Origin of the sequence: Glaciecola nitratireducens FR1064 (genome assembly GCF_000226565.1) — a bacterium.
GTDB lineage: Bacteria > Pseudomonadota > Gammaproteobacteria > Enterobacterales > Alteromonadaceae > Glaciecola > Glaciecola nitratireducens.
In genome coordinates this window covers 3426712-3452592 of the sequence record NC_016041.1, presented here as the reverse complement: position 1 = coordinate 3452592, position 25881 = coordinate 3426712, and the positions used below count along the sequence as shown (strand labels likewise).

Sequence of the window (25881 nt, the reverse complement as noted above, 5' to 3'; positions counted from 1 at the left end):
TAGCATTCTGGTTGACACCAAAGGTTTTGTTACAGACAGAGTATGACCCTTGACCTGCAATGTTGTTAAATTGAGCAACAGGTTAATTGATAAAAAAAGTTGAACGCTGGAATTCAGTGTTGTACTCTAAAAGGGATGTCTGGTGCAACGTCCTCCAGAATATTATGTTGGCAGTGCGCCACGACAAACGAATACTTAACTACACTCTTAGGGGTTTTAAATGCTAAACAAAAAATTACTAGCTGTATCAATTGCAGCTTTATTCACAGCATCTGCGAACGCGGCAGTTGATATCGATCTAACGACAGTACCAACAGTTAACTATGCCCAAGAAGCAATCGCAGCAGCTAACCTGCGCGATGGTTTCTTGACTGTTGCTGCTGCCGGAAACCAGCTTAACACAGTTTTTAATGCAGGTTTTGCAGTGCCGCAAGCGACGACTCGTTACGTTCGAATCCAGCTAGCGAATGCAAGATTTACAACTCTGTCTGGTATCGCGTCAGCTTCGCTGTCCGTTGCGGGTCCTACTCAAGCTCCAAGTATTACTTTGCTATCTGGTGGCGCTGACAAAGGTACATCGGCTGTTTTTCAAGTCACAACTGATGCTAACCTTGCGGATGCAATTGCTATTGCCAATGATTTTACGCTAGCGATTGCCGGCTTAGAAATTTCACAAACAGCTCCAGCAACGTTGACTTACACAATGCATGAAACACTAACTACTGCTGTTGGCGGTACTGGTGCGCTCTACACTAAATCTGGTGCAATTGCAACTGTGAAAGCTACGACTACTGGTGTGGTAGCGGCTGCAACTACTTCTACTGCAAGCGTAGCTAAAGACTTTAAAGAATTTACTACATCTGGCACAAACCCAGGCATCAGTGCTACTTTGGCGACTGTTGGTGGAGTTGCTGCTTCAGTGGGTACAACATATTTATCAACCGGAACATTGACTCCAGCTTCTGCACCTACTGCATTAGCAGACGTGTTAGATGCATCGCAAGCAGTTCGCTTTACTGGTGACTTTACATTCGGTACGTGGTTTGGTGCTGCTGCAGCAACATGTGGTGCGGTATCGGAAGCGCTAACGTTGAATGCTACAGAATCTACTGCAACTACTGCAGGCACTGTTGACGTGACTACTGACCAAGTGCATCTTTGTGTAAATAATGCTGTAACTAAAGAAGTAATCAATCGCGGTTCTTATTCTGTTACTTTAGTTGATGATGCTATTACGAATGACTTAGGTTCTATCGTTTATGATACAACTTCAATTGCCATTCCTTACTTAACGACTTTCGATTCGTATAACCAGCGTGTTTACATCATAAACAAAGGTGTTAACCCAGCTGCTTACACAACTTCGTTCCGTTCTGAAGATGGCACTACTGCTGTAGCCGGTACTGCTGCAACGGGTACTGTTCCCGGTAACTCAGTACTTTCAATCAAAGCAACTGATTTAGTTACATTAACAGGTAAAACTAGAACTTCTGCTACGATCGAAATTGAAGCAACTTCTGGTAACATTACAGCAACGACTCAGACTGTTAACTTGTCTGACGAGTCTACAGATACTGTAGCCCTAGTCGTTAGTCAGTAATATCTGAAAAATAATGATAAAGGCCAGCTATGCTGGCCTTTTTTATATCTATAGTAATCGTATTTGTTTAATCAATGAAATATCTCATCACTGGCATTCCTCGCTCTGGCACAACATTATGTTGTCATATACTTAATCAACAAAATAACATCGTTGCCTTACATGAGCCTATAAATCCAAGTCAATTAAATTTAAATAGCAGCAATGTAGTGAAAGTCGTTTCTCAAAAGTATAACGATTTTCAACAAGCCTTATACCAAGGCACCGAATTTGAGCATGGTGACAATGCCGGTTTAGAAATCGATAATCCAGTTGGCTTATCTGTGGTTAAGGGCAAACGAGAAGTCATTGCTAAACGCGGTAAAATTAAAGTCCCTAAATATATTGGTAAAGATATACAATTATTTATAAAGCAAAATGCTCTTTTTACAGCTTTTCTATCAGAACTATCCGAACACTTTAACGTGACTTGTATTGTGCGAAATCCAGTAGATGTACTGCTGTCTTGGTGGACCGTTAATCTTCCCGTATCAAAAGGAAGCCTACCTGCGGGTGAGAATAATGATGCTTCTTTGAAGCAAGTGCTGTCATCACAAAAAGACGAATTGCAACGGCAATTAATAATTTATCAGTGGTTTGCACGCCAATTTGTCGCGGCAAATTCAACAATTATTCGTTATGAGGATATTATAAAAACAAACGGGCAAGCGTTATTTAACGCGGCCAACGTGGTGCAAACAAAGCCACTGTCTCTTGAAGCAAAAACGCGCGTCTATTCAGATGATATAATTCTAAAGCTCAAACACCAGCAAAACGCTATTATGCAAATGGACTGTTTCGGCTTATACAGCCAAGATGAAATTGTACAAAGTATTGAAGCTATATTGGCCTAAACGGCAAATAACTAACTTACTCAGCACTAATGATTTTTTGCAGATTTTGTCTTTCTGTTAGTAACGAATACTTAGCAAGCAATGCTTTACCTCTTTGCTTACGAAGCCATAATTGGGCGGCTGAGTGGGCTAATTGAAGCGCTTTTTTGGTGGTGCTAATAATACTCTCAAACTCCAAGGCGCAGCGAAGAGCATTACTGTAGTGTTTACTGTATTCAATACTTGCCACGCAATCCGGTACAATTGCAATATCACTCAGTGCCATGGCTTCAATCCCCGGCAAGTAAAAACCTTCAGTATGGTGGGGTAGGGTTAAACTCACTCTACTTGATGCCATAGCGCTCAATACCGCTTGTTTTTCAACATAATGGTCATGACATATCACTGTCACATTTTGCTCTGAAAAATAGCTCGCCAAACGCCTCCCTAATTCTGGCTGTTTATTCGCTAATATATATAAGTCGTTTGACTTGTGAAGTGGCTTAGCAGCTATTTTGTGTCCCATAGGAATAAAATGCACTGGGCCATTAGCGTGGGGCAGTATCGCTTGCTTAACACTTTTTGATACGCATATACGCACTGCTGGTTGTGACAAAAACTGAAATAACGGATTTTCTGGGTCGGCGTGGCGAACATGCTGTATTAAGTTAATAACAGGTTTATTGCTAAGGCCAAGTGCAAGGAAGTCTTGCCAATCCATGCCCGCTAAAAACACAAGGTCGGAATTGCTAGGTTCGTAAACTTTCTGGTAATTAACTCCAGAAATATTTTCAAAGAGGTTGGACATAGTTGCAGACTGACCGTCCACAAATAGATTAGTTTGCCAGTTAAGGTCTAAAAAGTGCTGAATGTAATCACGTACTTTTTGATGACCGCCAGTGTACCCGTGATAGTGCCTGATAAAGGACACACTTTTATGATGTTTATTGTCGTGCCCCAGCATTACGGTGTATCCTTGTCTCAAATGGAAGCTTATCAATACAGCAACAAACTAATCAATGCAAAAAAAAATAGCAACGTTTCCCGTGCCAAATGTCCATATTATTGGCTTTCAAAAATGCGGCACGACCGCCATGGCACATTTTTTAAGTCAGCACCCCGATATTTGTATGGTTGAGGGCAAAGAGGCGCACGTATTTGATGATCCTGAATATGCTGCTGCTAGCGATAAAACGGACTTTGCTAGGCAAAAGTATGCTAAAAAATTATCACACTACGCAGGTGAAGGGTATATTTTAGATAGTACGCCCATTACTTTATTCCACCCTGCATTCCTGAAAGCGTGTGTTGTGTTCAATCCGCATGCTAAATTTATTGTGATGATACGCGACCCCGTAAAACGAGCTTTTTCTCACTACAACATGACAAAAGATAAAGGATTAGAGTCTTACTCTCCATTTATTGCGTTCTTAATTGAACCTTGGCGCATGAAAGGTTGGCGTAAGGCCTTACCATTGTGTCCTTTTGCGCATGCCTATCGAGACCATTCTTATTTAACTCGTGGTCGTTACAAAAGTCAGTTTGATTTATTGTATCAGCTGGTGGACGCAAACCAAGTGCTCGTAGTTGAGCAGTCAGTATTAGCAAGTGAACATTCAAAAACGCTTGAACGTGTATTTCAGTTTCTTTCCCTAGAACCAAAAAATATCCCGAAGGAAGACGTGTTTACAGGGCAACAAAAAACAAGCCAAAATATAGCTGCAACTCTATTAGCAAAGTTGTATTTTTGGCTATTTTCATAATACGAGCAACCGCTACGCTCGTTGCCAACAGTGCCTTGCTATGCTATTTTACAATCCAAATATAAGAATAAAAATTAAAGCATTTATTTGCTACCTTAATTGGAACACTAGCCCGTGAAAAAAGTTAAATCACTCATTAAACGGCTTATTGGCAGACCAAATGGCGGAAGCTCGCCCATTACTGTCGATATCTGCACCAAAACACCCAATGGCTATTGCATTATTGGTTGGTATTTAACCGACGCGGTTGCATCAATTAGCTTAAAAGATAATAACATGGTGACACTCGACACCATTCACACCGATATTGAACGCGCTGATGTTGTTGCACAAATAAAAAAACCGGCGCTAGGTTTTCAATTGTTATGCACAACAACCTTGTCAATTGAAGAATTACGCTTAGCTGTAGGTTTGAGAACGGGCTCCGAAAACTTGCTTGCGCTGACGCTCACAAATAGCGGTATTTCCGTTGTCGGCAATCCCTCTGGCTACGACAGTGCTTATCCAATAGTGTCTAGTTCCAGCAAATTACAAGCAGCATGTGAATATGCCATTGCGGTCGAGTCGCACATTATTATTTATGGATGGTTAGTAGATGACACCGCGCTTATTGAAGGGAAGCTTTTCGATAGACGTAAAAACGTGGTGGGCGAAATAGAAGAGCAAACGCGCTTTGCCAGAACCGACGTAAGAGAAGCCCTAGGTAAAAACGTAAAGCTTACGTCAGGCTTTATTGTGTTACTAAAGCGCAGTGATAATAAGAATTACAAAGATGGCGATCTTAATTTTCACATAAATATTGATGGTAACGAGGTACCGTTACCCATCGCTGAAGTATTCTCGGCTGATGATGATGGCATGATGTGCCTGAAGCGTTTGTTAAACGTTTGGAAGCCGCACACGCCTGCACAGTTGGCAAAGGCACCTATGTTTTTACCTATCATCAGCGGCTTATACCCAGCTGATAGAGCCACAAGCGTAAGACGCATTGATTTTGGTAATGCCGTTAACTTACCCAAAGCCAGCATCATCATTCCACTCTACGGCCGTTTTGACTTTTTGCGCTACCAAATGTCGCACTTCAATCGTTACGACGCTTACCAAAACGTTGAAATTATTTATGTTGTTGACGATCCCAATATAGCAACAGCAACACAAGCCTTAGCGAAGCGTATGGCGCAAATGACACAGCAGCCATTTAGCCTGCTGTTGTTGTCTGACAACATGGGTTTTGGCAAAGCAAACAATATTGGGGTGACATACGCGAAGTCCGATTATCTTGTACTGATGAATTCCGACGTATTACCCCAAAATGGTGAATGGCTCGACAAAATGCTTGCCATAGCATCAAGTGACGATGCCGGTATTGTGGGCGCTCGTTTGTTGTTTGAAGACCACACCATACAGCACGACGGTATGGCACCGATGACCTTAGCTGAGTATCCGGGCTTGTTCTTCAACGATCACCCTCGAAAAGGCTGGCCAAAAGGCTTAGTAAAAGTGACTAATCCGGTGGCACCTTGTGACTTATTAACCGCGGCTTGTTGGGTGATGAAAAAGTCATTATTTGAACAAGCCGAGGGCTTTGACCCTGCCTACGTACTGGGGGATTTTGAAGACTCCGACCTGTGTTTCAAATTGTTAGCCTTTGGCAAAACAAACTATATCCGCCGAGATGTTGAGTTTTATCATCTTGAACGTCAGTCACAAAACTTAGTGTCTGCTGGTGGCTGGAAGCACAATTTAACCATATTAAACGCGGTGACATTTAATCAGCGCTGGAACAATGAACTGCAGGCGCTAGATAAGGAGTTGCACGCTAATGGATAGAGTTGCGTTTATATCTCACGGACACCCTGATCTAAGTAAAGGTGGTGCCGAAGTTGCTTCTTGGAATTTATATCAGTTACTTAAAGCTGAAAATGTCGATTGCTTATACATAGCACGTGCTGACGAGAGAAGTCATGGTGGTTCAAGCTTCTCCCAGCGTGGCGATGAAGTATTACTGCACACGGGTATGCATGATTGGTTTAATTTAAGCACTAATAATTTTAAACAGATATTTGACGACTTAGGTAAATTACTAAAGCAGTTCAATCCCGATATTGTGCATGTTCATCACTACGCTCATATTGGCATTGAATTACTGGCCGCTATCAAACAAGCTGTGCCGAATGCCAAGTTGGTATTTACGCTGCACGAGTTTATGGCAATTTGTATGCACAACGGGCAGATGGTTAAAAAAGGCTCATTGAAGTTATGTAACAAAGCGCTTCATGCCGACTGCCATAGTTGTTTCCCTCAGCACTCTCCAGGCGATTTCTTGCTGCGTAAAAGCTATATTCTGGATCAATTTGCGCTGGTTGATAAGTTTGTGTCGCCTAGTCAATTTTTAGCGAACCGATACGTTAAATGGGGTATTCCAGAACACAAAATGCAGGTTATTGAGAATGTATTGCCCAACATACAGGCTATTCCTGCGCGCCAATTGAAAGAAGGTGAAAAGCGCTATAAGTTTGCCTTCTTTGGTCAGGTAAACCCATATAAGGGAATTGATTTATTTTTACAAGCTATCGCAATGCTGCCAGAAAATGTACGCAGGTTAGTGCGTGTTGATATTCACGGCGCTAATTTAGATGTGCAAGAAAGCAGTTTTAAAGACAAGGTCTTAGGTTTACTGAGCGATTTATCTGATGTGGTTCAGCTTTGCGGCCCGTATGAGTCTGAGCAGTTAGCCAGCCGCATGGCTGAGTGCGACTGGGTGGTTATTCCTTCAATTTGGTGGGAAAACTCACCGGTAGTTATTCAAGAAGCCATTCGCTTCGGTAGGCCGCTTATTGGGGCCAATATTGGCGGTATGAAAGAAAAAATTGAAAACATTGCTGGTTTAACTTTTGAGGCGCGCAACGCCGCTTCTTTGGCCGACACCATGATGAATGCCATGGAACCTGCTGTGTTCGATAAATGGCATGCACGTTTAGGTGAATATGATTGCGCTAAATCTCAACACCTTGAATTTTTAAACAGTTTGTAAGGGCTATTTAGCATAGCCGTCTGGGTTTTGACTTTGCCAGCGCCACGAGTCTTCGCACATTTGCTGCAAGTCTCGTTGAGCGGTCCAACCCAGTTCGTGTTCAGCTAGGGCAGGGTTTGCATAGCAAGAAGCAACATCTCCCTCGCGGCGGGGAACCATTTTATAGTTAATTTTTTTACCGCTAGCGGCTTCAAAGGCGTGCACCATTTCTAGTACGCTATAACCTTTGCCAGTGCCTAAGTTGCAAATAAACAAGCCAGCGTTATCTTCAATTTTTGTTAGAGCTTTTAAATGCCCGTCGGCTAAATCCTCTACGTGAATGTAGTCTCGTACGCCGGTACCGTCAACAGTATCGTAGTCATCACCGAATATACTTAAATACTCGCGCTTGCCAGTGGCCACCTGAGTGATAAAGGGCATTAAATTATTGGGAATGCCGTTTGGATCCTCGCCTATACGCCCCGATGGATGCGCGCCCGCCGGATTAAAGTAGCGCAACAACACAATGTTCCAGCTCGGATCGGCTTTATAAAAATCACTCAGAATAAGCTCAACCATGAGTTTCGACATACCATAGGGATTAGTCGGCGTTCCGGTGGGTAGCGCTTCATGTAAGGGCAATTCAACAGGATCGCCATACACAGTGGCCGATGAACTAAACACAATGTTTTTAACGTTGTGCTGTTCCATAATCTTGCACAAATGTAATGTGCCATACACATTATTTTCGTAATACAGCGCTGGTTTTGCAACCGACTCACCCACTGCTTTTAGGCCCGCAAAATGAATAACTGAATCAATTTTATGTTGAGTAAACAGTGCATTTAAACAGTCGGCGTCTCTGATATCGCCCTCAACTAAGGTAACGTTTTTACCCGTTAATTCGGTAACACGCTTCAAACTCTCTGCCGATGAGTTTGAAAAATTGTCGAGTACAACAACCTTGTATCCCGACTCCAACAGTTGCAGTACTGTATGACTACCAATGTAGCCACTGCCACCCGTTACTAAAATTGTTTTCATGTATCGTCCTTATTCATGTTTTTCGGTAAATACTTAGCGCTGATAGAATACTGTAAGGGTTTTACAAACAGCGGATAGAGCAACAGGATGAGTGCAGCCCAAGCTAATGACCACCAATTATCTACCATTCTTAACAGCATAAAAAATACCGGAACAATAACAAACAGCTTAATCACGTTAAGAAAGGTTTTTTCGGGAACCGACATTTTGCGTGACGCTTGTTCAAGCAACGCCATACGCTCTGGGAGTGAGAGATCAGCAAGCCCGGGTATTTTTTTCGTGGAGGTGTAGACTTTCAATTTGAAACCTTATGTTTAGTGTAAAGGGGATGAACCACGCGTTATTAAAGTTTATACTACCGCGCATATATATACAAAGCTTAGGAAATGGAAGATGGCAAGAAAGGGAATTATATTAGCAGGCGGTTCTGGCACTAGGCTGCACCCGCTTACCCGAGTAGTGAGTAAGCAGTTAATGCCCATATACGACAAGCCCATGATTTATTATCCGCTGTCGACCTTAATGCTGGGAAATATAAAAGATATTTTGATTATTTCTACCCCCGACGAATTGCCCAAGTTTGAAAGTTTGCTGGGTGATGGAAGTCAATTTGGCATCACTTTGAGCTATGCCGAGCAGCCCTCGCCTGATGGTTTAGCACAGGCTTTTATCATTGGTGAACAGTTTATTGGCAATGATGCGGTTACCCTGATTTTAGGCGACAACATTTTCTATGGTCATGATTTGCAAAAATCCTTAGTGGCACTGAATGACCAAGATTTGGGCGCAACGGTATTTGGTTATCACGTGACTGATCCAGAACGTTATGGTGTGGTTGATTTTGATGATAACTGGATGGCAAAAAGTATCGAAGAAAAACCGCTTGAACCAAAATCCAATTACGCTGTTACAGGGCTTTATTATTACGATAATCAAGTGGTCGACATTGCTAAAAATATTCGACCGTCGCACCGCGGCGAGCTTGAAATAACCGATGTGAACAACGTATATCTTCAAAAACAACAATTAAATGTGCAGGTAATGGGGCGTGGAAGCGCATGGTTAGATACCGGAACCATTGATAGTTTATTAGATGCATCTAACTACATTGCTGCCATTGAAAAACGCCAAGGGCTGAAAATATGTTGTCCCGAAGAAATTGCGTTTAGAAAAGGCTTTATCACTGCCGGTGAATTAGAGACCTTAGCGCGACCACTAATAAAAAGCGGGTACGGTGATTATCTGATGAAAATGTTAAAAGAACGGAGTTTGTAAGTATGAAGGTAGTTGATACGCCCCTTAATGACGTTAAAATTATTGAACCGAAAAAATTTGGTGATGAACGTGGATTTTTCATGGAAACGTTTCGCGATGACTGGTTCAAACAAAACTGCGCCAATGTCACCTTCGTTCAAGATAACCACAGTAAATCGCAGCAAGGTATCTTAAGAGGTTTGCACTATCAACTGGAGCATACCCAAGGCAAATTAGTGCGAGTAACATCGGGCACCGTGTTTGATGTTGCAATAGATATGCGGGCTTCCTCAAGCACTTTCGGCCAGTGGTTTGGCTTAGAGCTTTCGGCTGATAACGGCAAGCAGCTTTGGGTTCCTGCTGGTTTTGCGCACGGTTTTTACGTTATTAGCGATACTGCCGAATTTGTTTACAAATGCACGGACTATTATCACCCAGAGTCGGAAGTATCCATCAAGTATGATGATCGCACATTGAATATTCCGTGGCCTTTGCTAAATAAAACGGCGCCTTCGTTAAGTAATAAAGATCTTAACGGCGTGGATTTTAACACCGCCCCCAAGTTTGCTTAACGATGATTGTTATTATTGGGAAATCAGGTCAACTGGCACAGGCCTTAGCAAAACAATTACAGGCTGCCGGCAACGAAAATTTTGTTTGTTTAGGCCGCGATGATATTGATATTACCTCGTTCGACGCCTTGTCAGAAAAACTGAGTAGCTATTTGGCTAACGGTGCTGATACTGTCAATAAATGCGAAGTAAACGTCATTATTAATGCATCTGCATACACAGCCGTTGATAAAGCCGAAGAGGAAATTACGCAATCTACCTTAATTAACGCTACCGCCGTGAAAAATTTAGCCTTAGTCGCAAAAGAAATGAATGCGTATTTTTTACATATTTCAACGGACTACGTTTTTTCAGGCAAACAAAACACCCCCTATCTTCCAGCAAGCGAATACGCGCCTATTAATCAGTATGGCAAGAGTAAAATGGCGGGTGAACTTGCGATAAGCGAAAGCTATGCAGAGAACAGCGCTATATTGAGAACCAGTTGGGTGTATTCAGAATTTGGCACTAACTTTGTGAAATCAATGCTTCGGCTAATGAACGAGCGTGATGCTTTAAATATTGTTTATGACCAAATAGGATCGCCAACGAATGCCGACACACTCGCTAGCGTGAGTTTAGATTTTGTCGGTAACAAGGTAACGGGCATACACCATGTATGTGATTTGGGCGTAACATCATGGTTCGACTTTGCTAAAGCGATTTATCAATTTGGCAAGGAGCTAGGCTTACTATCAAAAGATGTGCGTATTATGCCTATTCTGTCCAGCGCCTATCCAACCCCGGCAAAGCGTCCTCATTATAGCGTTCTCGACACCACCAGCACGCAACAATCATTGAGCAATTTTGAGTTACCGTATTGGCAGGACTCCCTTTATAAAACGCTCTCTCTATTAAAACAGGACAGTTAAATTCATGGCAAAAAACATACTAGTGACAGGCGGAGCAGGGTTCATAGGTGCTAACTTTGTTTACTATTGGTTAGCAAATAACCCTAATAATAACATCGTTGTTTTAGATTTACTCACATATGCGGGTAACTACGAAAGCCTGAAGCCGCTTGAAAGTAATCCATTATTTAGCTTTATCAAAGGCGATATTTGCGATCAAGCCTTAGTAGAAAGTATCCTCACAGCGCGCAATATCGATACTATTGTTCACTTTGCTGCTGAGTCTCATGTTGATCGTTCAATATCGGGTCCGGCTGCATTTGTGCAAACCAATGTGATGGGAACCTTTAGCTTGCTCGAAGCTTGCCGTAAAGTATGGTTGCAAACTAACAAACTTGCTGAGCATCGATTCCATCATGTGAGTACGGATGAAGTTTACGGTACCTTGTCTCCCACTGAGCCGCCGTTTTCAGAAACCACAGCGTACGCGCCTAATTCTCCTTATTCAGCGAGTAAAGCTGCGAGCGACCATTTGGTGCGTTCGTATTATCATACTTACGGTTTAAATGTGACAACTAGTAATTGTTCAAACAACTACGGTCCGTATCACTTTCCTGAGAAATTGATCCCCCTGATTTTAACGAATATTTTGCAGGACAAGCCGCTTCCAGTATATGGCGACGGTAAGCAAATACGCGATTGGTTATATGTTGAGGATCATGCCAGAGGCATTGAATTAGTGCTTAAAGAAGGCCGCTTAGGTGAGTGTTACAATATTGGTGGTATTAATGAATGGACCAATATCGATATCGTAACCTTACTCTGCAACATGGTGAACATGGCGTTTCAACAAGACGCCACTCTATCTTCAAAATTCCCGCTTGCTACCTTGGCTAAAGAGAATCGATCTGAGTCGTTAATTACCTACGTAACGGATCGTGCTGGCCATGATAGACGTTACGCTATCGATCCTACGAAAAGTGAAGTTGAGTTAGGTTATAAGCCAAAAGAAACCTTTGAATCTGGTATTAAAAGAACACTCGATTGGTACTTAAATAATCAGCAGTGGTGGTCACCATTGTTAAAAAGCTAGTACTTAAATAAATTGCTAAGAACAAACGTATTCAGAAATTAAGGGTAATAAAACAAAAAAGGCGCGAATATTAATTCGCGCCTTTTTACGTTGTTACTTTACCGTAACTTGCTATGCTTCTTTTTCAGCTAGCTTTTCCCACTTACCTGTTTTCATCGAAATGAGCAGCAGCACAATACCAATTGCCACACTGAAGTAGGTTATTTGTAAATACAATCCAGGCATTTGATCAACTTTCTCAGGATCAAATTTGCCAGCAAAAATACCCGCAATGATGCTGCCCATTGAATAGGTGAGTACAAATACACCCATCATTTGACCTGCAAAACGCTTAGGCGATAGCTTACTTACTGCACTCAACGCAACCGGGCTTAGCCAAAGTTCACCGACTGTATGTAAGAAGTAAGTGGCTACTAACCAATAGGGTGCCACTTTCAAACCGCTGGCGGCCAGTTGTGCTGCAAAGAACATAACGATAAAACCCGTCGCCATAATGATCAAACCTACCGCACATTTTACGCTATAGCTCGGTTCGATCATGCGCTTACCTAGCGCCATCCACATGTAAGCAAAAAATGGAGATAAGATAATAATAAAAATAGAATTAGCAGATTGGAACCATGCTGGTGGAATTTCAAAGGTGCCAACCATACGCTGAGTGTATTCAAGGCCAAATACATTTAATGATGACCCTGCTTGTTCAAAACCTGCCCAAAAACATGTTGAGGCTAAGCAAATTAGAAACAAAGCGCCCATTCTTCTTTTTTCGTCAGAGTCTAATTTGCCCCTGAAAAAGATGTAACCAAAATAGATTAGAAAAATTACCGTAATGGCAATGGCAACATACTGTGCAACGATAACTGGGTTAAACTCAATAACACCAGTAAAAATCATGAAAGTGATAGCAGCTACACCGACCAAAAAGGCAACAATCACCGAATAGGCAATTTTGGTGGCTTGTTCGCTAAGAGCGACCACTGGCTTGTCTGATATACCTTCAATATTTTTCGCTGTGAGTTTGTATTGTATTAAGCCAACACCCATACCGACGGCCGCCGCACCAAAGGCCCAGTGATAACCCATGTTAACCTGTAACCAACCGCAAACGCCATATCCAATAAGCGAACCAATATTGATGCCCATGTAGTATATCGTATATGCACTGTCGCGGCGTACATCGGTAGAAGAATAAAGTTGTCCTACCATAGCGCCAATATTAGGTTTAAGTAATCCAGTACCAAGGACGACAAAAATTAAGCCAATAAAGAAAGAAGACTCGGAAGGAATAGCCAGAATGATATGCCCTATCATGATGATAAAGCCGCCGTAAAATACAGCCTTTTGACCACCGATTAAGCGATCCGCAATCCATCCTCCGGGTAAACCAAAGAAATAGACACTGCCGGTATATAAACCATATATAGCTGAGGCCACGGCCATAGTCATTCCTAAACCGCCTTCTTCTAGGGCGAGGATCATGAATAGCACTAATAGAGCGCGCATGCCGTAATAACTCATTCGCTCCCACATTTCTGTGCCAGCTAGTGTCATTAGTCCCATCGGGTGCCCGAAGAAACGAGTGTCTTCGGATATTTTTGTTTGCATGTGAATCCTTTTCTTATTTTTATTGTGGTTTTCTGGTTTGATTATGCCTGTATGGGCAACAAAGTTGCAAGCGCACAAAATGCTTGGATCATATTATGCGTTAACTAAGTCTAATACAAATGGGCATTTCGATGTCGTCTCCATGCAATTCCTGCGAATATTACTTCTCTAATGTGAGATCTGGCACCATCATGCCTGAGTCAAGAACTTGTCATTGTGCTCAGCGGTAGCGTGATGCAAAGCGCTCAGGTAAACCTACTATTGCTGTTTCGGATCTTGAACAGTGAGTTTTCAATTTAATGTAAATTTGTGTTTCCGTCCTATTACAAACCCAAAAGAAATATGCTAAAACAGCATAGCTTGGATCAATTCTAGCGATAAAATAGCAGTAAATTAAGACTAAAAAATATAATAAGATACCTAGGGGATTGACCCCGAACAACAGGAAAATGGAGATTTACCAGTGAACCCAAAAGTCACAATAGCCGTTTCGGCAGCATTGATGACAATGTCTATGCACTCAGCAGCAGTTGATTTGAGTGGGGCTGCAAACAACAGCTTCGACGTTGGCAACAATACACTAACAGCATCAAAAGCGATTTCTGTAAATAAGAATAGCAACACTAAAGTTGTTACTAAGCAGAAATTTATCCCAGAGAAAGGCTTAGAAAATAAAGAATATATCTACATTGTTCATTTAGAGAATGACTCTATTGCAATGTACGATGGTGGTGTTCAAGGTCTTGAATCGACTAACCCTCATAAAAAATTTACAAGTTTAGATGGCGCTAAACGAGCGAAAGGCGGTCAAAAGCTTGACGTATCAGCACCCGCAGTTATCGCTTACAAATCATTTTTGGAAAGTAAGCAAAGCTCATTACTAACAAAAGTAGCAGAAGTTGCCGGTAGCTCCAAAGTTGTTGCTTCTTATAAATATGCCTTAAACGGTGTTGCAATCCGCATGATGCCAGCTGAAGCTGAAGCTGTTTCGCGTCTGCCAGGTGTGAAGCGCGTTGAGCGCGATCAAGTATTTACTGTTGATACGGACACAGGCCCAACATTAATTGGTGCACCTAAAGTTTGGGCAGGCACTGCTACTGATAGTGGCGTTGGCGCTTACGGTGAAGGCGTAGTTGTTGGTATCATCGATAGTGGTATTAACACTGATCATCGTTCATTTGCTGATATTTCAGACGACGGTTTCGACCACACAAACCCACTAGGCTCAGGTGTTTACTTGGGTGATTGTGCTGGTGAGTTTGCAGCCTTATGTAATGATAAATTGATCGGTGTATATTCTTACCCTGTTATCACTGGCACTTATGATGACACCGATGTATTCCCTGTAGATTTGCCAAAAAATGGTGAAGATTACGGCGGTCACGGTACTCACGTTGCGAGTACAGCAATTGGTAACATATTATTAAACGTTCCAGAATCACTGCCAGAAAGTGGCGCGGTTGAAAGTGCAGGTATTGAAACTGGATTTGTTTATGACCGCATTTCTGGTGTTGCTCCTCGCGCTAACGTGATTTCATATCAAGTTTGCTGGGGTGGACGCAGCGACGCGGGTGATACATACGGCGATTGTACAGGTGCAGCAATTAGTGCAGCGATTGAAGATGCGATTGTCGACGGCGTAGACGTAGTCAACTACTCTATCAGTGGTGGTGGTTTCTCTTGGGGCAGCTCTACAGAACTGGCTTTCTTAGCGGCACGAAATGCAGGTATTTTTGTAGCAACATCTGCTGGTAACGGTGGTCCGGGTGTTTCAACTACAGCAAAACACGCTCCTTGGTATACTGCGGTTGCAGCGGCTGAACACGGTCGTGAAGTTAGGTATGATAAAGAAATCGGTGAATTCACTGGCGGTGATACTGCTTTAGACCCAATCACGGGTGTTTCAAACTCAGGTGGCATAACTGCAAGTATCGTTTACGCAGGTGATTATACCAATGCAAACGATCCTGATGGTGATCCAGCTCAGTGTTTACAACCATTTCCTGATAATACTTTCAGCGGTGAAATTGTTGTTTGTGATCGCGGAGCAATAGCACGCGTTGACAAAGCGGTCAATGCTGCTGCCGGCGGTGCGGGCGGTCTTGTACTGGCAAACCTTGCTGGTGGTGCGGATAGCTTAAACCCTGACCTTTACGTGATCCCTGGGATCCACGTTAGCTCAGCAGACGGCGATGCCTTAAAAACATGGTTAGCTTCTGGTGAAAACCACATGGCGACCATAACCGCTTCTACTGGCGTGCAAAGTGTTAACGAAGATCGTGTTGATGTGCTGGCTGGCTTCTCTTCCAAGGGACCTGGTACAACCATTTCTACACTTACACCGACCATCACTGGTCCTGGTGTGAACATCTATGCTGCTTATGCCGACCAACAGTTTGGTCACGATGGACATACGCCAGCAGCGGGTGACTTTAACTACTTGTCTGGTACTTCAATGAGCTCGCCGCATTTAGCCGGTTCTGCTGCATTGGTTAAAAGTGCTCAGCCAACATGGACTGCCGACAACATTCGCTCAGCACTTGCGATGACTGCGACACCTACTGTTAAGAAAGAAGATGGTGTTACTGCAGGTGATTGGTTTGACATGGGCTCAGGTCGAGTTCAAGTGGACGTAGCGGTTAGAGCTGGTTTAGTCATGGACGAAACTGCTGCTAATTATGAAGCGGCTAACCCGAACATTGGCGGTGAGCCACGTTCATTGAACTTGCCAAGTATTACCGACAACAACTGCGTTGGTTCATGTACTTGGACAAGAACAGTGACTGCAACTAAAGATGGTTCATGGTCAGTAGACGGTGCTTCTATCCTTGGTGATTTGGGTATTACTGTAACGCCAGCAACATTCGATTTAACTGCTGGTCAATCTCAAGCAGTAACCGTAACGGTTGATGCGTTTAACTCTCCTAGCGATGTTTATTCGTTCGGTATTGTTAACTTCACTTCTGCTAGCTCGCCAGACTTACATTGGCCGGTTTCAGTAGTAGCGTCTAACGGAACAGTGCCTGAGTCGGTAACTGCTGAAGCGAAACGTAATCAAGATTCATACGTGCTTAAAGATATTTTAGCCGTTGAGATCTCAGAATTTACCGCAACTTCTTATGGCCTAACAAAAGCCACTGTAGTTGAAGGTTCTGCTGCACAAGATTCTGATAACTCAGACTTCTTAGACGACTTAACTGACGGTTTATTTATCGCTACTGCAGATGTACCAGAAGGTGCTAAGCGTTTAGTGGTAACGACTTCTGATTCTACTTCACCAGACTTAGACCTATTTGTAGTTATTGATGCAAATGGCGATGGTATACCAACTTCTGATGAAATAGTGGGAGCCGCTGCTACAGGTTCTGCTAGTGAAAGAGTAGAGATTGAACTACCAGCCGCTGGTATGTACTGGATGATAGTGCAGAACTGGGCTGCATCAGCTGCAGACGCAACTGACACTTTCAACCTAAACTACGCTGTTGTTGACGGTGAAGTGGGTACTAATCTTACTATTGATGCACCTAGTTCAATTCCACAATTAACACCATTTGATATTCGTATGACTTGGGACTTAGTTGACGGTATGGAAGGCGACCTTTACTTTGGCGCAATGGACTTAGGTACTTCAGCTGAAAACGCTGGTAACCTTGGTTTGATTGCTGTTGATGTAGTGCGTGGACAAGACGATGTTCGTGTAACAGCTTCTTCGTTAGACAGACTGGAAACTGGTGACTCTCTTGAATTCTCAGTTGAAGTTGATGCTAACTTTACTAGCGAAGACAGAGACTATGAAGTTTCGTTGACGTTACCAGAGGGTGTTACGCTAGACGAAGACAGCACTGACGCTGTTGTCGAGGGTGATACACTTACGTGGACGTTGACTCAGCCTTCACTATTAGGTGCAGAGCCATCTTATAGAATATCGACTAACGCTAATGACGCGATGTGTGCAGTTCCTTTTGGTGCTGGCACATACATTGACCTAGCTGGATTTGGTATCGGCTTGAACCCTGCTATTGACGGAGACGGTCAAGCGGCTGTGTTTGGCAATAGAATTCAATTCTTAGGAACTGAATATAATGGCTTCACTATCACTGAAGATGGTTTCATAACATTGGGTGGCGATGTTGGTTCAACTCAATATGTCAACCAACTCCTGCCTGATACTGACGTACCTAATGGGGTTATGGCACCGCTATGGCGTGATTTAGTTGCAGATATAGCCGGCGGTAGTGGCGTTACTGTTGCCGCGACGGGTGGTGACGGGATCGTAATCATCGAATGGGACAACATGTTAACGTACTATGACGGCGTTAATGATAGAGCTGACTTCCAAATTGTTGTTAACAACGATGCGGCACCAGGAACACCAAATCTAGTATATGCATATACCGACATGATACATGAGTTACCTACGGTAATTCCGACCACTATCGGTTACGAAAATGACCAAGGTACTGCTGGTGTTACAACTCACCACGTAGGCTATTTCGGTTCAGGTAATACTCCAATTGGTGATATTGGCGCGGATGCTGTAGACGGCGCATTAATTTGTTACTTCTTACAGCCAGTTCCTGACCAACCTACCAAGCTTTCATTCACTGTAACGGTTGACGAAGACAACGCAGGTGGTCCAATCCAAATGCTTGCTATGTCTTCAGTAACTAACATTCCTGGTACAGCAACAGTTGCATCAGAAGTGTTCGGTGGTGTTCAGGTTGAAGGTGCTCCACAAACTACTATCGACGGCTTAACTGTTGCTGATTTAGAAGTTACGGAGATGCGTGAGCTATTACTACCGGGTGTTGTTGTTGAGCCAAACGGCGATGCAGTTGATATCCTTTGGGTACAAGTATCAGGTCCAGCAGCAGTTATAGCTGGAAACGGTCTTGCAGCAGCTAAGTTAATTGCTCCAGAAGTAACCGAAGATTCTGTCGTCGTTCTTGAAATGAGAGCAACAGATAGCAACGGTAACTTCAGCAAAGCCACTGCGAATGTTACGATCAAAAATAACCTTGCTCCATCGCTACGAGTCAGCGCACCAGCAAGAATTAAAGAAGGTCTAACAATCAACGTAAGCGCTTCAGCCACTGATCCTGAAGGCGACACTGTCACTTACACTATCAATGGTGTGCCAGGCAGCAGCTTCTCTACAGAAGCTCCTAGTACTGGTGATGAAACTAAAGTGACGTTTACTGTTGTTGCTACTGATGGTTTAAATACCGTTGAACAAACAGTGACAGTGACTGTGTTCAATACGAAGGATGGCGGTAGCACAGGTTGGATCGCGCTATTGTTATTACCTTTAGTGTGGTTACGTAGAAGAAATATGCACTAATCTGATTAGTGAAAATGCAGTAGGTGGTTGAGGAAGGTTCTCAACTGCTTACTAAATGCAAAGGCCTGATTTCAGTATTGTACTGAATCAGGCCTTTTTTATTATTGCGTTAAACTCAAACTCAAACTCAAACTCAAACTCAAACTCAAACTCAATCAAGTTATCTAGTTTAAGCGCTTGTACTTACTTTTCATCAACTAAGGCTTGATAAGTCAAATTGCGTAAATCATCTGAATAGGGATGCGTACCGACTGGAATAAACTGGGCCATACCGATAATGATTAAATTCTCAACTGGGTCTATTCTAAAGTAGGTTGATGCTGCACCTGACCAACCAAAGTTACCTTCAGAACTCATAAATTTCACATCATCCGTATTCATGGTTACCGACATCGCTAATCCATATCCTTCTCCAGCAGCGCTGTTACGATAAGGCAGCAGTTCAGCCGGAAGGTGATTAGAGCGCATATATTCAACCGTTTTACGGCCTAAAATTCTAACACCATTCACTTCGCCGTTATTTAATAACATGCGCGCAAATATTAAGAAGTCGTCGATTGTAGAGACCATGCCTCCACCGCCGTTATGAACTGCCGGATCACTCAGGAAATCACCTAATGGCTCGTTTTCCATTACCGCAGTTTTCCCTTCTTTGTTATTGTTATATACCTTGGAAAAGCGCTGTGCCTTTTCAGCGGGCACATAAAAACCGGTATCCTGCATATTTAGAGGAGTCAGTATTTCTTGTTTTACATATTCTCCGAGCTTCATATTGCTGAGTTTTTCAACTAAAAAGCCAATAACGTCGGTACTGACGCCATAATTCCATTGTGTGCCCGGTTGATGATTAAGCGGCAGTTTCGCGAGTTCCGCTAACACATTTTCTGGCTTTGTTTTGCCTTGCATCATTGGTGATGCGCGATACAGTTTGTCAACTTCGCTACCGCTAAATCCATAGCTAAAACCAGCTGTATGGGTAAATAAATCGATGATGCGGATGGGGTATTTAGCATCCTCTAAAACCATATTCTCGCCACTACCACTCACATATACTTTCAAATTAGCAAGTTCAGGTAAATACATGGAAATAGGATCGTTCATATGAAACTTGCCCTGTTCCCAAAGCGTTAGTGCTGCAACGGTGGTTATTGGTTTGGTCATTGAGTAAATGCGAAAAATGGTGTCACGCCGCAGAGGTATACCGGCATCCTTATCCTGCATGCCTTGCGCTGCAAAATGTACAGTTTGATTGTTGCGTGACACTAAGGTCATGATGCCAGCAAGTTTGCCTTCATCAATATACTCCTGCATCTTGCTGTTGATACGCAGTAAACGTTGCTCAGAAAAGCCTTGTTTAGTGCCAATTGCCTGTGACGTGCTGCTTTCTTGTTGCGCATGACCGCTATTTTCATTGACCGATACGACGCATGCCGTAAGCGACATACTCAATAAAACAACTAAGATTTTTTTCATAATGACTTTTTATTATTTTATGGGGTGATTAGTGTAACCGTTAGGGAAGGGCTTGCAAATTAGAAACGTCAGGCATAAAAAAATGCCGCAATCATGATAAATGATGCGGCATTTTTAAAGTTGTCCTAGATAAAAGCAGCGTTAGTGTAGGCGCAGTAGATGGCTAAGCACTATAGCCGCTAGTAGAGGAACGCCAATACCACTAAAAGGCATTTGGCGTTCTCGTTTCTACTATCTATCAGCATTCATGACTTTAACCCATGAGGCAACAAAGTCATTCACGAACTTCTCTTTTGAGGTATCGAAAGCATACACTTCAGATACCGCACGTAACTCTGAGTTAGAACCAAATATTAGGTCAACAGAGGTGGCTGTCCACTTAGTCTTGCCTGTTTTGCGATCAAGACCTTCGTATACACCTTCCTGATCAGATTTCTGCCAAACCGTCGACATATCTAACAAGTTGACGAAAAAGTCATTGCTTAACGTGCCTGGCTTAGAAGTTAATACGCCATGTTTCGCACCGCCATGGTTAGCATTCAGTGCACGCATGCCGCCAACTAAGACCGTCATTTCAGGTACAGACAAATTCAACTGATCCGCTTTATCAACTAGCATTTCAGTAGGTGACTTGTAGCTTTCTTTTACGTCAAAATAGTTACGGAAACCATCTGCGCTTAGTTCTAGCAGCGAAAATGAATTAACGTCAGTTTGTTCTTGCGTTGCATCACCGCGACCAGGAGTAAAAGGTACCGACACATTGTAACCAGCATCCTTCGCTGCTTTTTCTATAGCGGCTGCGCCACCAAGAACGATAAGGTCTGCAAGCGACACATTGTCACTATTGAAGAAACCACCGTTCGCATCGCTTTGGATCTCTTTAAGTACCTTAATCACCTTCGCTGTTTCAGCAGGATTGTTAACTGCCCAATCTTTCTGTGGCGCTAAAGCTAAGCGAGCACCATTTGCACCGCCGCGCATGTCCGATTCGCGGTAGCTAGCTGCAGAGGCCCATGCTGTTCTTACTAGTTCTGGAACAGTGAGTCCTGAATCAAGTATTTTGGCTTTTAGCTTAGCAACATCGTCACCGTCAATTGTTGACATCGTGTCGTCTGCAATAGGGTCTTGCCAAATTTTAATATCTTCTGGTACTTCGTTACCTAAGAAGTTTCTTCTTGGTCCCATATCTCTATGTGTTAGCTTGTACCAAGCTTTTGCAAAGGCCAGTTGATACTCTTTTGGATCCGCTAGGAAACGCTCCGCAATCTTTCTGTATTCAGGATCAAACTTCAGTGCTAAATCTGCAGTTGTCATCACTGGTGCGTTAAATTTGCCTTCGACGTGCGCATCCGGAACTGACTTGTGCAGCGATTCATCGGTAGGTATCCATTGAATAGCGCCAGCAGGACTGCGTGTTTGCTTCCATTCGAAATTCAACAGGTTACTTAGGTACAATGAAGTCCAACGCGTTGGTGCTTGAGTCCAAGCGCCTTCTAAACCACTCGTCGTCGTGTCTTCTGAATGGCCTTTACCACATTTGTTTTTCCAACCTAGGCCCTGTTCTTCAACACCGGCCGCAGCAGGCTCTGGACCTAAGCAATCAGCAGGCTTACGTGCACCATGCATTTTTCCAAAAGTGTGGCCGCCAGCGATTAACGCTAGTGTTTCTTCGTCGTTCATCGCCATACGTTGAAATGCGACGCGAATGTTTTTAGCTGAACCAATTGGGTCAGGCACGCCTTTAGGACCTTCAGGGTTTACGTAGATTAGACCCATGTGAGTAGCGCCTAGAGGGCGTTGTAACTTGCCTTCGCGATCTTCACGGTCGCTGGCTAGCATCTCAATTTCAGGACCCCAGTAAACTAAATCTGGTTCCCAGTCGTCTGCACGACCGCCAGCAAAGCCATAGGTGTCAAAGCCCATGTTTTCTAGTGCAACGTTACCAGCTAATACCATCAAGTCTGACCAAGAGAGCGCTTCGCCATACTTCATTTTAATTGGCCATAATAGGCGGCGAGCTTTGTCTAAGTTGCCGTTATCTGGCCAGCTATTCAGTGGTTCAAAACGCTGCTGACCACCGCCTGCACCACCGCGACCGTCTAACGTTCGATATGTACCGGCGCTATGCCATGTCATGCGGATAAAAAATGGACCATAGTTACCAAAATCAGCTGGCCACCAATCTTGCGAAGTCGTGAGAAGAGTGTTGATATCGCTTTTTGCAGCAGCCAAATCAAGCTTGCTGAAAGCTTCGCCGTAATCGAAGTCTGCGCCGTAAGGATTTGAACGGCTGTCGTGATCTCTCAAAGCAGACAGGTTCAACTGATCTGGCCACCAAAACTGGTTAGTTTTTGCTTGATTAGCTTGCGCTACGCCAGAGCCCATTGGGCCTTTGGGTTTGCTTATTTCGGCAGTTTCTGCCAAAACAGCACCCGACATCATCAGTAAACTGACTATTCCTGCAATGCGAGTTGTTGAAAAAATTCTTTTTTTATTCATGTTTCATATCCCTAAATTAACTAATAAGCGAATTGCGATCAGCATAGAAATATAATTGAACTTTCACTTTTATACTATGCAGGCTCGCAGCCAAAACGAATTTCTCGCTCGTCCCTTAAGTATAGACCTGAATTTATATATTTGGAGTGAATAAAAGCGATTGATGTAATCGAAAAAGTTATAGTGGATACGCTCTTGGAAAAAAGCCACCTATAACTAAGGTGGCTTTTGCAATGAGTTCTTGCGCTCTGTTATCTCGGTTTTTAACAATGTTGGGCTTTTGTGTTATCGAATTCGAGCATCTATAGAACGAAATTTTGCCGCACTAATGATTGACCATATGTGTGCAATTGCACCGACAGGCCACATGAATATTAGAATAACGGTTGCTGACAACGCATAGCTGCCCATCGCAATAACAAAGAAAGCCAAGGCTGCTAAAATTCTGCCTTGTACTAACTGACCCAATCCGGGAATAAAAAATGAGCAAATTGCGGCAATTACGTTACCACCTGATCCTTGTCCTGACATATGTCCTCACTTATGAGCTTCACTGTAGAAGCGTGTAATTATTAGCACTCCCCTTAACTTATTAGAAATAACTCAATTGCACAAGGATATCAGTCGATTAGATTGTTAGAAGTTGTTACATCGCTTTCTAAAAAAGCTGTGAATGGGCATCAATTTTTTTCAAGCTTAAGCGAGTAAAGGCCAGAGGGACCTGTTTTTAGACGATGAGGTGCAAAATAGGCAAAAAAAGAGCAAAGAAAGTCTGGACTCCATAACTCGATTAAACAACAATCATTAAGGGTAAGCGTTTAGCCAAAAATATGGCTTTCGAATAATAAAAACAATAATATCGGAATATTAAGTGATGGAATTCAAGAACAAAAGCGCAGTCGAGCTTATTGGCTTGTTAAGCTGTGGTGAAGTGAGTAGCGTCGAGCTGACAAAGTACTTTATTCAGCTGATAAAGCAACAAGATCCTAATTTAAACGCGCTAGTTGTCCCTACTTTTGAGCGGGCTCTAAAGCAGGCTTCTCTAGCTGATGAAGCATACAAACAAGGCAACCGACTCGGTTTGCTTCATGGCTTACCCGTAACGGTAAAGGAGTGTTTTGATTTAATCGACACGCCAAGTACTTTTGGCCTGCTCAACCGCTGCGACAATTATCCTGATAAAAACGACATATATGTGCAAAGCCTCTTAGATGAGGGCGCGGTTATATTGGGTAAATCGAATGTATCACAGCTACTCTCATTTACTGAGTCGGACAATCCGGTATACGGCAGAACCAATCATGCGCACAATCAGGCTTTCTCTTGCGGCGGCAGCAGCGGCGGTGAAGGTGTATTAATAGGACAGGGACTATCGCCACTGGGCATTGGCACAGACATTGGTGGTAGTGTACGAATTCCTGCGGCGGTAAACGGTGCTTGTGGTATTAAACCCACGATGGGTGCCTTGAGAGACTGCACGAGATTTAGTCCAATCCAAGATAAACTCCCGGTAGCTTCATGCGTAGGCCCAATTGCTCAAGATGCAGCATCGTTGAAATTGGCATTGGATATCATGCAAAAAGCGGCTAGCCAACGTTGGGACGTTGCACCGTTCAAGAACTTTACAAACCTTGATATTACGAGTTTAAAAGTAGGATTCTATGTCGATGATGGTTTATTTCCTGTTAGCAAACCAGTGCGCGAAGCGATTGAAAAAACAATTGATAAACTCAAAGCGCTAAACGTTAGTGTGACAGAGTTCCACCCTCCCAATTTGAACAAAGCCGAAAGCATTTTTTACCGCTCTATCTCAATCAACAATGGCGAATACATTCTCGGGCCACTCGATAAAGATAAACCGGCTATGCAAATAAGCAAGCTTGCTATGCTGATGAAAGCCCCAGCTTTTGTTCGCAAAGCTTTACAAAAATTACTTCTGTTGTGTGGTCAAAAGCAGCAGGCTCGAATAATGCAATATCTTGCTGCGACGACCTTGCTTGAAAGAGATGCTTTAGAGCAAGAAAGAAAGGCTTACTCTGAGGAATATATTGCCGCTATGGACCAATCTCCTATAGGTAAGCTAGACGCCGTTATTCACCCAATTAGCGCTGTACCTGCATATTTGCATGAGGCTTTTGAAAAAATGGGCTTAGCAGGAACGTACAGCTTAGTTCATAATGTGACTGGTTTTCCGGCTGGTGTGGCAAACGTCGCGACTGTAAATAAGAAAGATATTGAAGTGACTACCGGCTCCATTGATTTGGCGATTTCAAGCGCACAAAAGTGTGTAGCTGATTCTGAAGGTATGCCGTTGAGTGCGCAAATTGCCGCTAGGCCGAATCAGGAACATGTTGTACTCGCGTTAATTGAAGCATTGCACAACAAACCCGCTGCGCTTTGTGAAAGCTCAAGCGAGTTGTCGTAAATCATTATCGGCGAGGCAAATTGATAGCTTAGTCGTGCAGCAAAGACACGATATGATCGAGCGGTCGGCCAATCGCTGCTCGGTTTTTATAAAGCAAAATGGGCCGTTCTAAAAGTCGAGGAAACTTTTCAACCGCGGCCAAAACATCATCATCACTAGACTTATCCGATAAACCGGCTTGATCAAACTCCGCTTCATTTGACCTAATCATTTGATGCGCAGACTGGATGCCTAGTTTCTGATATATATCAAAAAGCTCGGCTTTGTCGAGTGGCGTTTTAAGATACTCTACAACCAGAAGATCTTTGACCTGCTCTTGTACAAAGGCCAAAGCCTCGCGACTTTTTGAGCATCGAGGGTTGTGATAAAAAATTGCTTCAGACATTAATCCATCCTATTGTTCAGGCTATAACGATGTTCTGTGGCATAAGTGCCTG

The 25881-nt window shown here is 43.2% G+C and carries 19 protein-coding genes; 11 read left to right on the top strand and 8 right to left on the bottom strand.

Features of this window, described 5'->3' with window-relative positions; all coding sequences use genetic code 11:
* The first annotated feature begins 220 nt into the window (after positions 1 to 220).
* Positions 221 to 1600 carry a hypothetical protein gene (locus GNIT_RS14710; protein ID WP_014110067.1) on the top strand — a complete coding sequence of 460 codons (1380 nt, stop codon included), beginning with the start codon at positions 221 to 223 and terminating at the stop codon, positions 1598 to 1600.
* A gap of 74 nt (positions 1601 to 1674) precedes the next feature.
* Positions 1675 to 2493 (top strand): sulfotransferase domain-containing protein, encoded by an 819-nt coding sequence (locus GNIT_RS14705; protein ID WP_014110066.1) that lies wholly within the window; start codon positions 1675 to 1677, stop codon positions 2491 to 2493.
* Positions 2494 to 2509: 16 nt separating this feature from the next.
* Here the strand turns inward: GNIT_RS14705 and GNIT_RS14700 are convergent, their stop codons facing one another.
* Positions 2510 to 3436: a glycosyltransferase gene (locus GNIT_RS14700; protein WP_014110065.1), complete on the bottom strand. Its 927-nt coding sequence runs from the start codon at positions 3434 to 3436 to the stop codon at positions 2510 to 2512.
* Between the two features lie 55 nt (positions 3437 to 3491).
* On the opposite strand from GNIT_RS14700, the gene GNIT_RS14695 reads away from it, so the two are divergent.
* The 3 genes from GNIT_RS14695 to GNIT_RS14685 all read left to right on the top strand — a co-directional run bounded on the left by GNIT_RS14695 (position 3492) and on the right by GNIT_RS14685 (position 7269).
* The gene (locus GNIT_RS14695; protein WP_014110064.1) at positions 3492 to 4235 is read left to right on the top strand and encodes a sulfotransferase family protein; all 744 of its coding nucleotides are present in this window, start codon (positions 3492 to 3494) and stop codon (positions 4233 to 4235) included.
* A 114-nt stretch (positions 4236 to 4349) separates the two neighbouring features.
* A complete protein-coding gene (locus tag GNIT_RS17760; protein ID WP_014110063.1) occupies positions 4350 to 6065 on the top strand; it encodes a glycosyltransferase family 2 protein in 1716 nt (571 codons plus the stop codon).
* Positions 6058 to 7269 carry a glycosyltransferase family 4 protein gene (locus tag GNIT_RS14685; protein ID WP_014110062.1) on the top strand — a complete coding sequence of 404 codons (1212 nt, stop codon included), beginning with the start codon at positions 6058 to 6060 and terminating at the stop codon, positions 7267 to 7269. The genes GNIT_RS17760 and GNIT_RS14685 overlap by 8 nt, the downstream gene beginning before the upstream one ends.
* Positions 7270 to 7272: 3 nt before the next feature.
* Here GNIT_RS14685 and galE read toward each other — a convergent pair whose 3' ends face one another.
* Positions 7273 to 8292: a UDP-glucose 4-epimerase GalE gene (gene galE, locus GNIT_RS14680; protein ID WP_014110061.1), complete on the bottom strand. Its 1020-nt coding sequence runs from the start codon at positions 8290 to 8292 to the stop codon at positions 7273 to 7275.
* Positions 8289 to 8591 carry a DUF6170 family protein gene (locus GNIT_RS14675; protein ID WP_041246457.1) on the bottom strand — a complete coding sequence of 101 codons (303 nt, stop codon included), beginning with the start codon at positions 8589 to 8591 and terminating at the stop codon, positions 8289 to 8291. The genes galE and GNIT_RS14675 overlap by 4 nt, the downstream gene beginning before the upstream one ends.
* A 94-nt stretch (positions 8592 to 8685) precedes the next feature.
* On the opposite strand from GNIT_RS14675, the gene rfbA reads away from it, so the two are divergent.
* The 4 genes from rfbA to rfbB are packed head-to-tail and all read left to right on the top strand — an operon-like array spanning position 8686 to position 12101.
* Positions 8686 to 9567, top strand: coding sequence for a glucose-1-phosphate thymidylyltransferase RfbA (gene rfbA / locus GNIT_RS14670; RefSeq protein ID WP_014110059.1), 882 nt, complete (start codon positions 8686 to 8688; stop codon positions 9565 to 9567).
* A gap of 2 nt (positions 9568 to 9569) precedes the next feature.
* Positions 9570 to 10118: a dTDP-4-dehydrorhamnose 3,5-epimerase gene (rfbC, locus tag GNIT_RS14665; protein ID WP_014110058.1), complete on the top strand. Its 549-nt coding sequence runs from the start codon at positions 9570 to 9572 to the stop codon at positions 10116 to 10118.
* A gap of 2 nt (positions 10119 to 10120) precedes the next feature.
* A complete protein-coding gene (gene rfbD / locus GNIT_RS14660) occupies positions 10121 to 11029 on the top strand; it encodes a dTDP-4-dehydrorhamnose reductase (RefSeq protein ID WP_014110057.1) in 909 nt (302 codons plus the stop codon).
* A gap of 4 nt (positions 11030 to 11033) precedes the next feature.
* Positions 11034 to 12101 carry a dTDP-glucose 4,6-dehydratase gene (gene rfbB, locus GNIT_RS14655; protein ID WP_014110056.1) on the top strand — a complete coding sequence of 356 codons (1068 nt, stop codon included), beginning with the start codon at positions 11034 to 11036 and terminating at the stop codon, positions 12099 to 12101.
* A 111-nt stretch (positions 12102 to 12212) separates the two neighbouring features.
* Here rfbB and GNIT_RS14650 read toward each other — a convergent pair whose 3' ends face one another.
* Complete coding sequence (locus GNIT_RS14650) at positions 12213 to 13706, bottom strand: peptide MFS transporter (RefSeq protein ID WP_014110054.1); 1494 nt, start codon at positions 13704 to 13706, stop codon at positions 12213 to 12215.
* A gap of 463 nt (positions 13707 to 14169) precedes the next feature.
* Here GNIT_RS14650 and GNIT_RS14645 point away from each other — a divergent pair, with 463 nt between their 5' ends.
* Positions 14170 to 19047: a S8 family serine peptidase gene (locus tag GNIT_RS14645; RefSeq protein WP_014110053.1), complete on the top strand. Its 4878-nt coding sequence runs from the start codon at positions 14170 to 14172 to the stop codon at positions 19045 to 19047.
* A 183-nt stretch (positions 19048 to 19230) separates the two neighbouring features.
* On the opposite strand, the gene GNIT_RS14640 is transcribed toward GNIT_RS14645, so the two are convergent.
* The 3 genes from GNIT_RS14640 to GNIT_RS14630 all read right to left on the bottom strand — a co-directional run bounded on the left by GNIT_RS14640 (position 19231) and on the right by GNIT_RS14630 (position 23550).
* Positions 19231 to 20520 carry a serine hydrolase domain-containing protein gene (locus tag GNIT_RS14640; RefSeq protein WP_014110052.1) on the bottom strand — a complete coding sequence of 430 codons (1290 nt, stop codon included), beginning with the start codon at positions 20518 to 20520 and terminating at the stop codon, positions 19231 to 19233.
* Between the two features lie 231 nt (positions 20521 to 20751).
* Positions 20752 to 23019: a catalase/peroxidase HPI gene (katG, locus tag GNIT_RS14635; protein WP_014110051.1), complete on the bottom strand. Its 2268-nt coding sequence runs from the start codon at positions 23017 to 23019 to the stop codon at positions 20752 to 20754.
* 285 nt (positions 23020 to 23304) lie between these two features.
* The gene (locus GNIT_RS14630) at positions 23305 to 23550 is read right to left on the bottom strand and encodes a hypothetical protein (protein WP_014110050.1); all 246 of its coding nucleotides are present in this window, start codon (positions 23548 to 23550) and stop codon (positions 23305 to 23307) included.
* 343 nt (positions 23551 to 23893) lie between these two features.
* On the opposite strand from GNIT_RS14630, the gene GNIT_RS17755 reads away from it, so the two are divergent.
* Positions 23894 to 25444, top strand: a complete 1551-nt coding sequence (locus GNIT_RS17755) for an amidase family protein (RefSeq protein ID WP_014110049.1) — start codon at positions 23894 to 23896, stop codon at positions 25442 to 25444.
* 28 nt (positions 25445 to 25472) lie between these two features.
* On the opposite strand, the gene arsC is transcribed toward GNIT_RS17755, so the two are convergent.
* The gene (arsC, locus tag GNIT_RS14620; RefSeq protein ID WP_014110048.1) at positions 25473 to 25829 is read right to left on the bottom strand and encodes an arsenate reductase (glutaredoxin); all 357 of its coding nucleotides are present in this window, start codon (positions 25827 to 25829) and stop codon (positions 25473 to 25475) included.
* Positions 25830 to 25881: the final 52 nt, after the last annotated feature.

Coding starts and splice junctions, on each gene's coding strand:
- GNIT_RS14705 (WP_014110066.1), top strand. CDS start 1,675: ATGAAATATCTCATCACTGGCATTCCTCGCTCTGGCACAACATTATGT.
- galE (WP_014110061.1), bottom strand. CDS start 8,292: ATGAAAACAATTTTAGTAACGGGTGGCAGTGGCTACATTGGTAGTCAT.
- GNIT_RS14700 (WP_014110065.1), bottom strand. CDS start 3,436: ATGCTGGGGCACGACAATAAACATCATAAAAGTGTGTCCTTTATCAGG.
- rfbC (WP_014110058.1), top strand. CDS start 9,570: ATGAAGGTAGTTGATACGCCCCTTAATGACGTTAAAATTATTGAACCG.
- arsC (WP_014110048.1), bottom strand. CDS start 25,829: ATGTCTGAAGCAATTTTTTATCACAACCCTCGATGCTCAAAAAGTCGC.
- GNIT_RS14695 (WP_014110064.1), top strand. CDS start 3,492: ATGCAAAAAAAAATAGCAACGTTTCCCGTGCCAAATGTCCATATTATT.
- GNIT_RS14685 (WP_014110062.1), top strand. CDS start 6,058: ATGGATAGAGTTGCGTTTATATCTCACGGACACCCTGATCTAAGTAAA.
- rfbB (WP_014110056.1), top strand. CDS start 11,034: ATGGCAAAAAACATACTAGTGACAGGCGGAGCAGGGTTCATAGGTGCT.
- GNIT_RS14630 (WP_014110050.1), bottom strand. CDS start 23,550: ATGTCAGGACAAGGATCAGGTGGTAACGTAATTGCCGCAATTTGCTCA.
- katG (WP_014110051.1), bottom strand. CDS start 23,019: ATGAATAAAAAAAGAATTTTTTCAACAACTCGCATTGCAGGAATAGTC.
- rfbA (WP_014110059.1), top strand. CDS start 8,686: ATGGCAAGAAAGGGAATTATATTAGCAGGCGGTTCTGGCACTAGGCTG.
- GNIT_RS14710 (WP_014110067.1), top strand. CDS start 221: ATGCTAAACAAAAAATTACTAGCTGTATCAATTGCAGCTTTATTCACA.
- rfbD (WP_014110057.1), top strand. CDS start 10,121: ATGATTGTTATTATTGGGAAATCAGGTCAACTGGCACAGGCCTTAGCA.
- GNIT_RS14650 (WP_014110054.1), bottom strand. CDS start 13,706: ATGCAAACAAAAATATCCGAAGACACTCGTTTCTTCGGGCACCCGATG.
- GNIT_RS17755 (WP_014110049.1), top strand. CDS start 23,894: ATGGAATTCAAGAACAAAAGCGCAGTCGAGCTTATTGGCTTGTTAAGC.
- GNIT_RS14640 (WP_014110052.1), bottom strand. CDS start 20,520: ATGAAAAAAATCTTAGTTGTTTTATTGAGTATGTCGCTTACGGCATGC.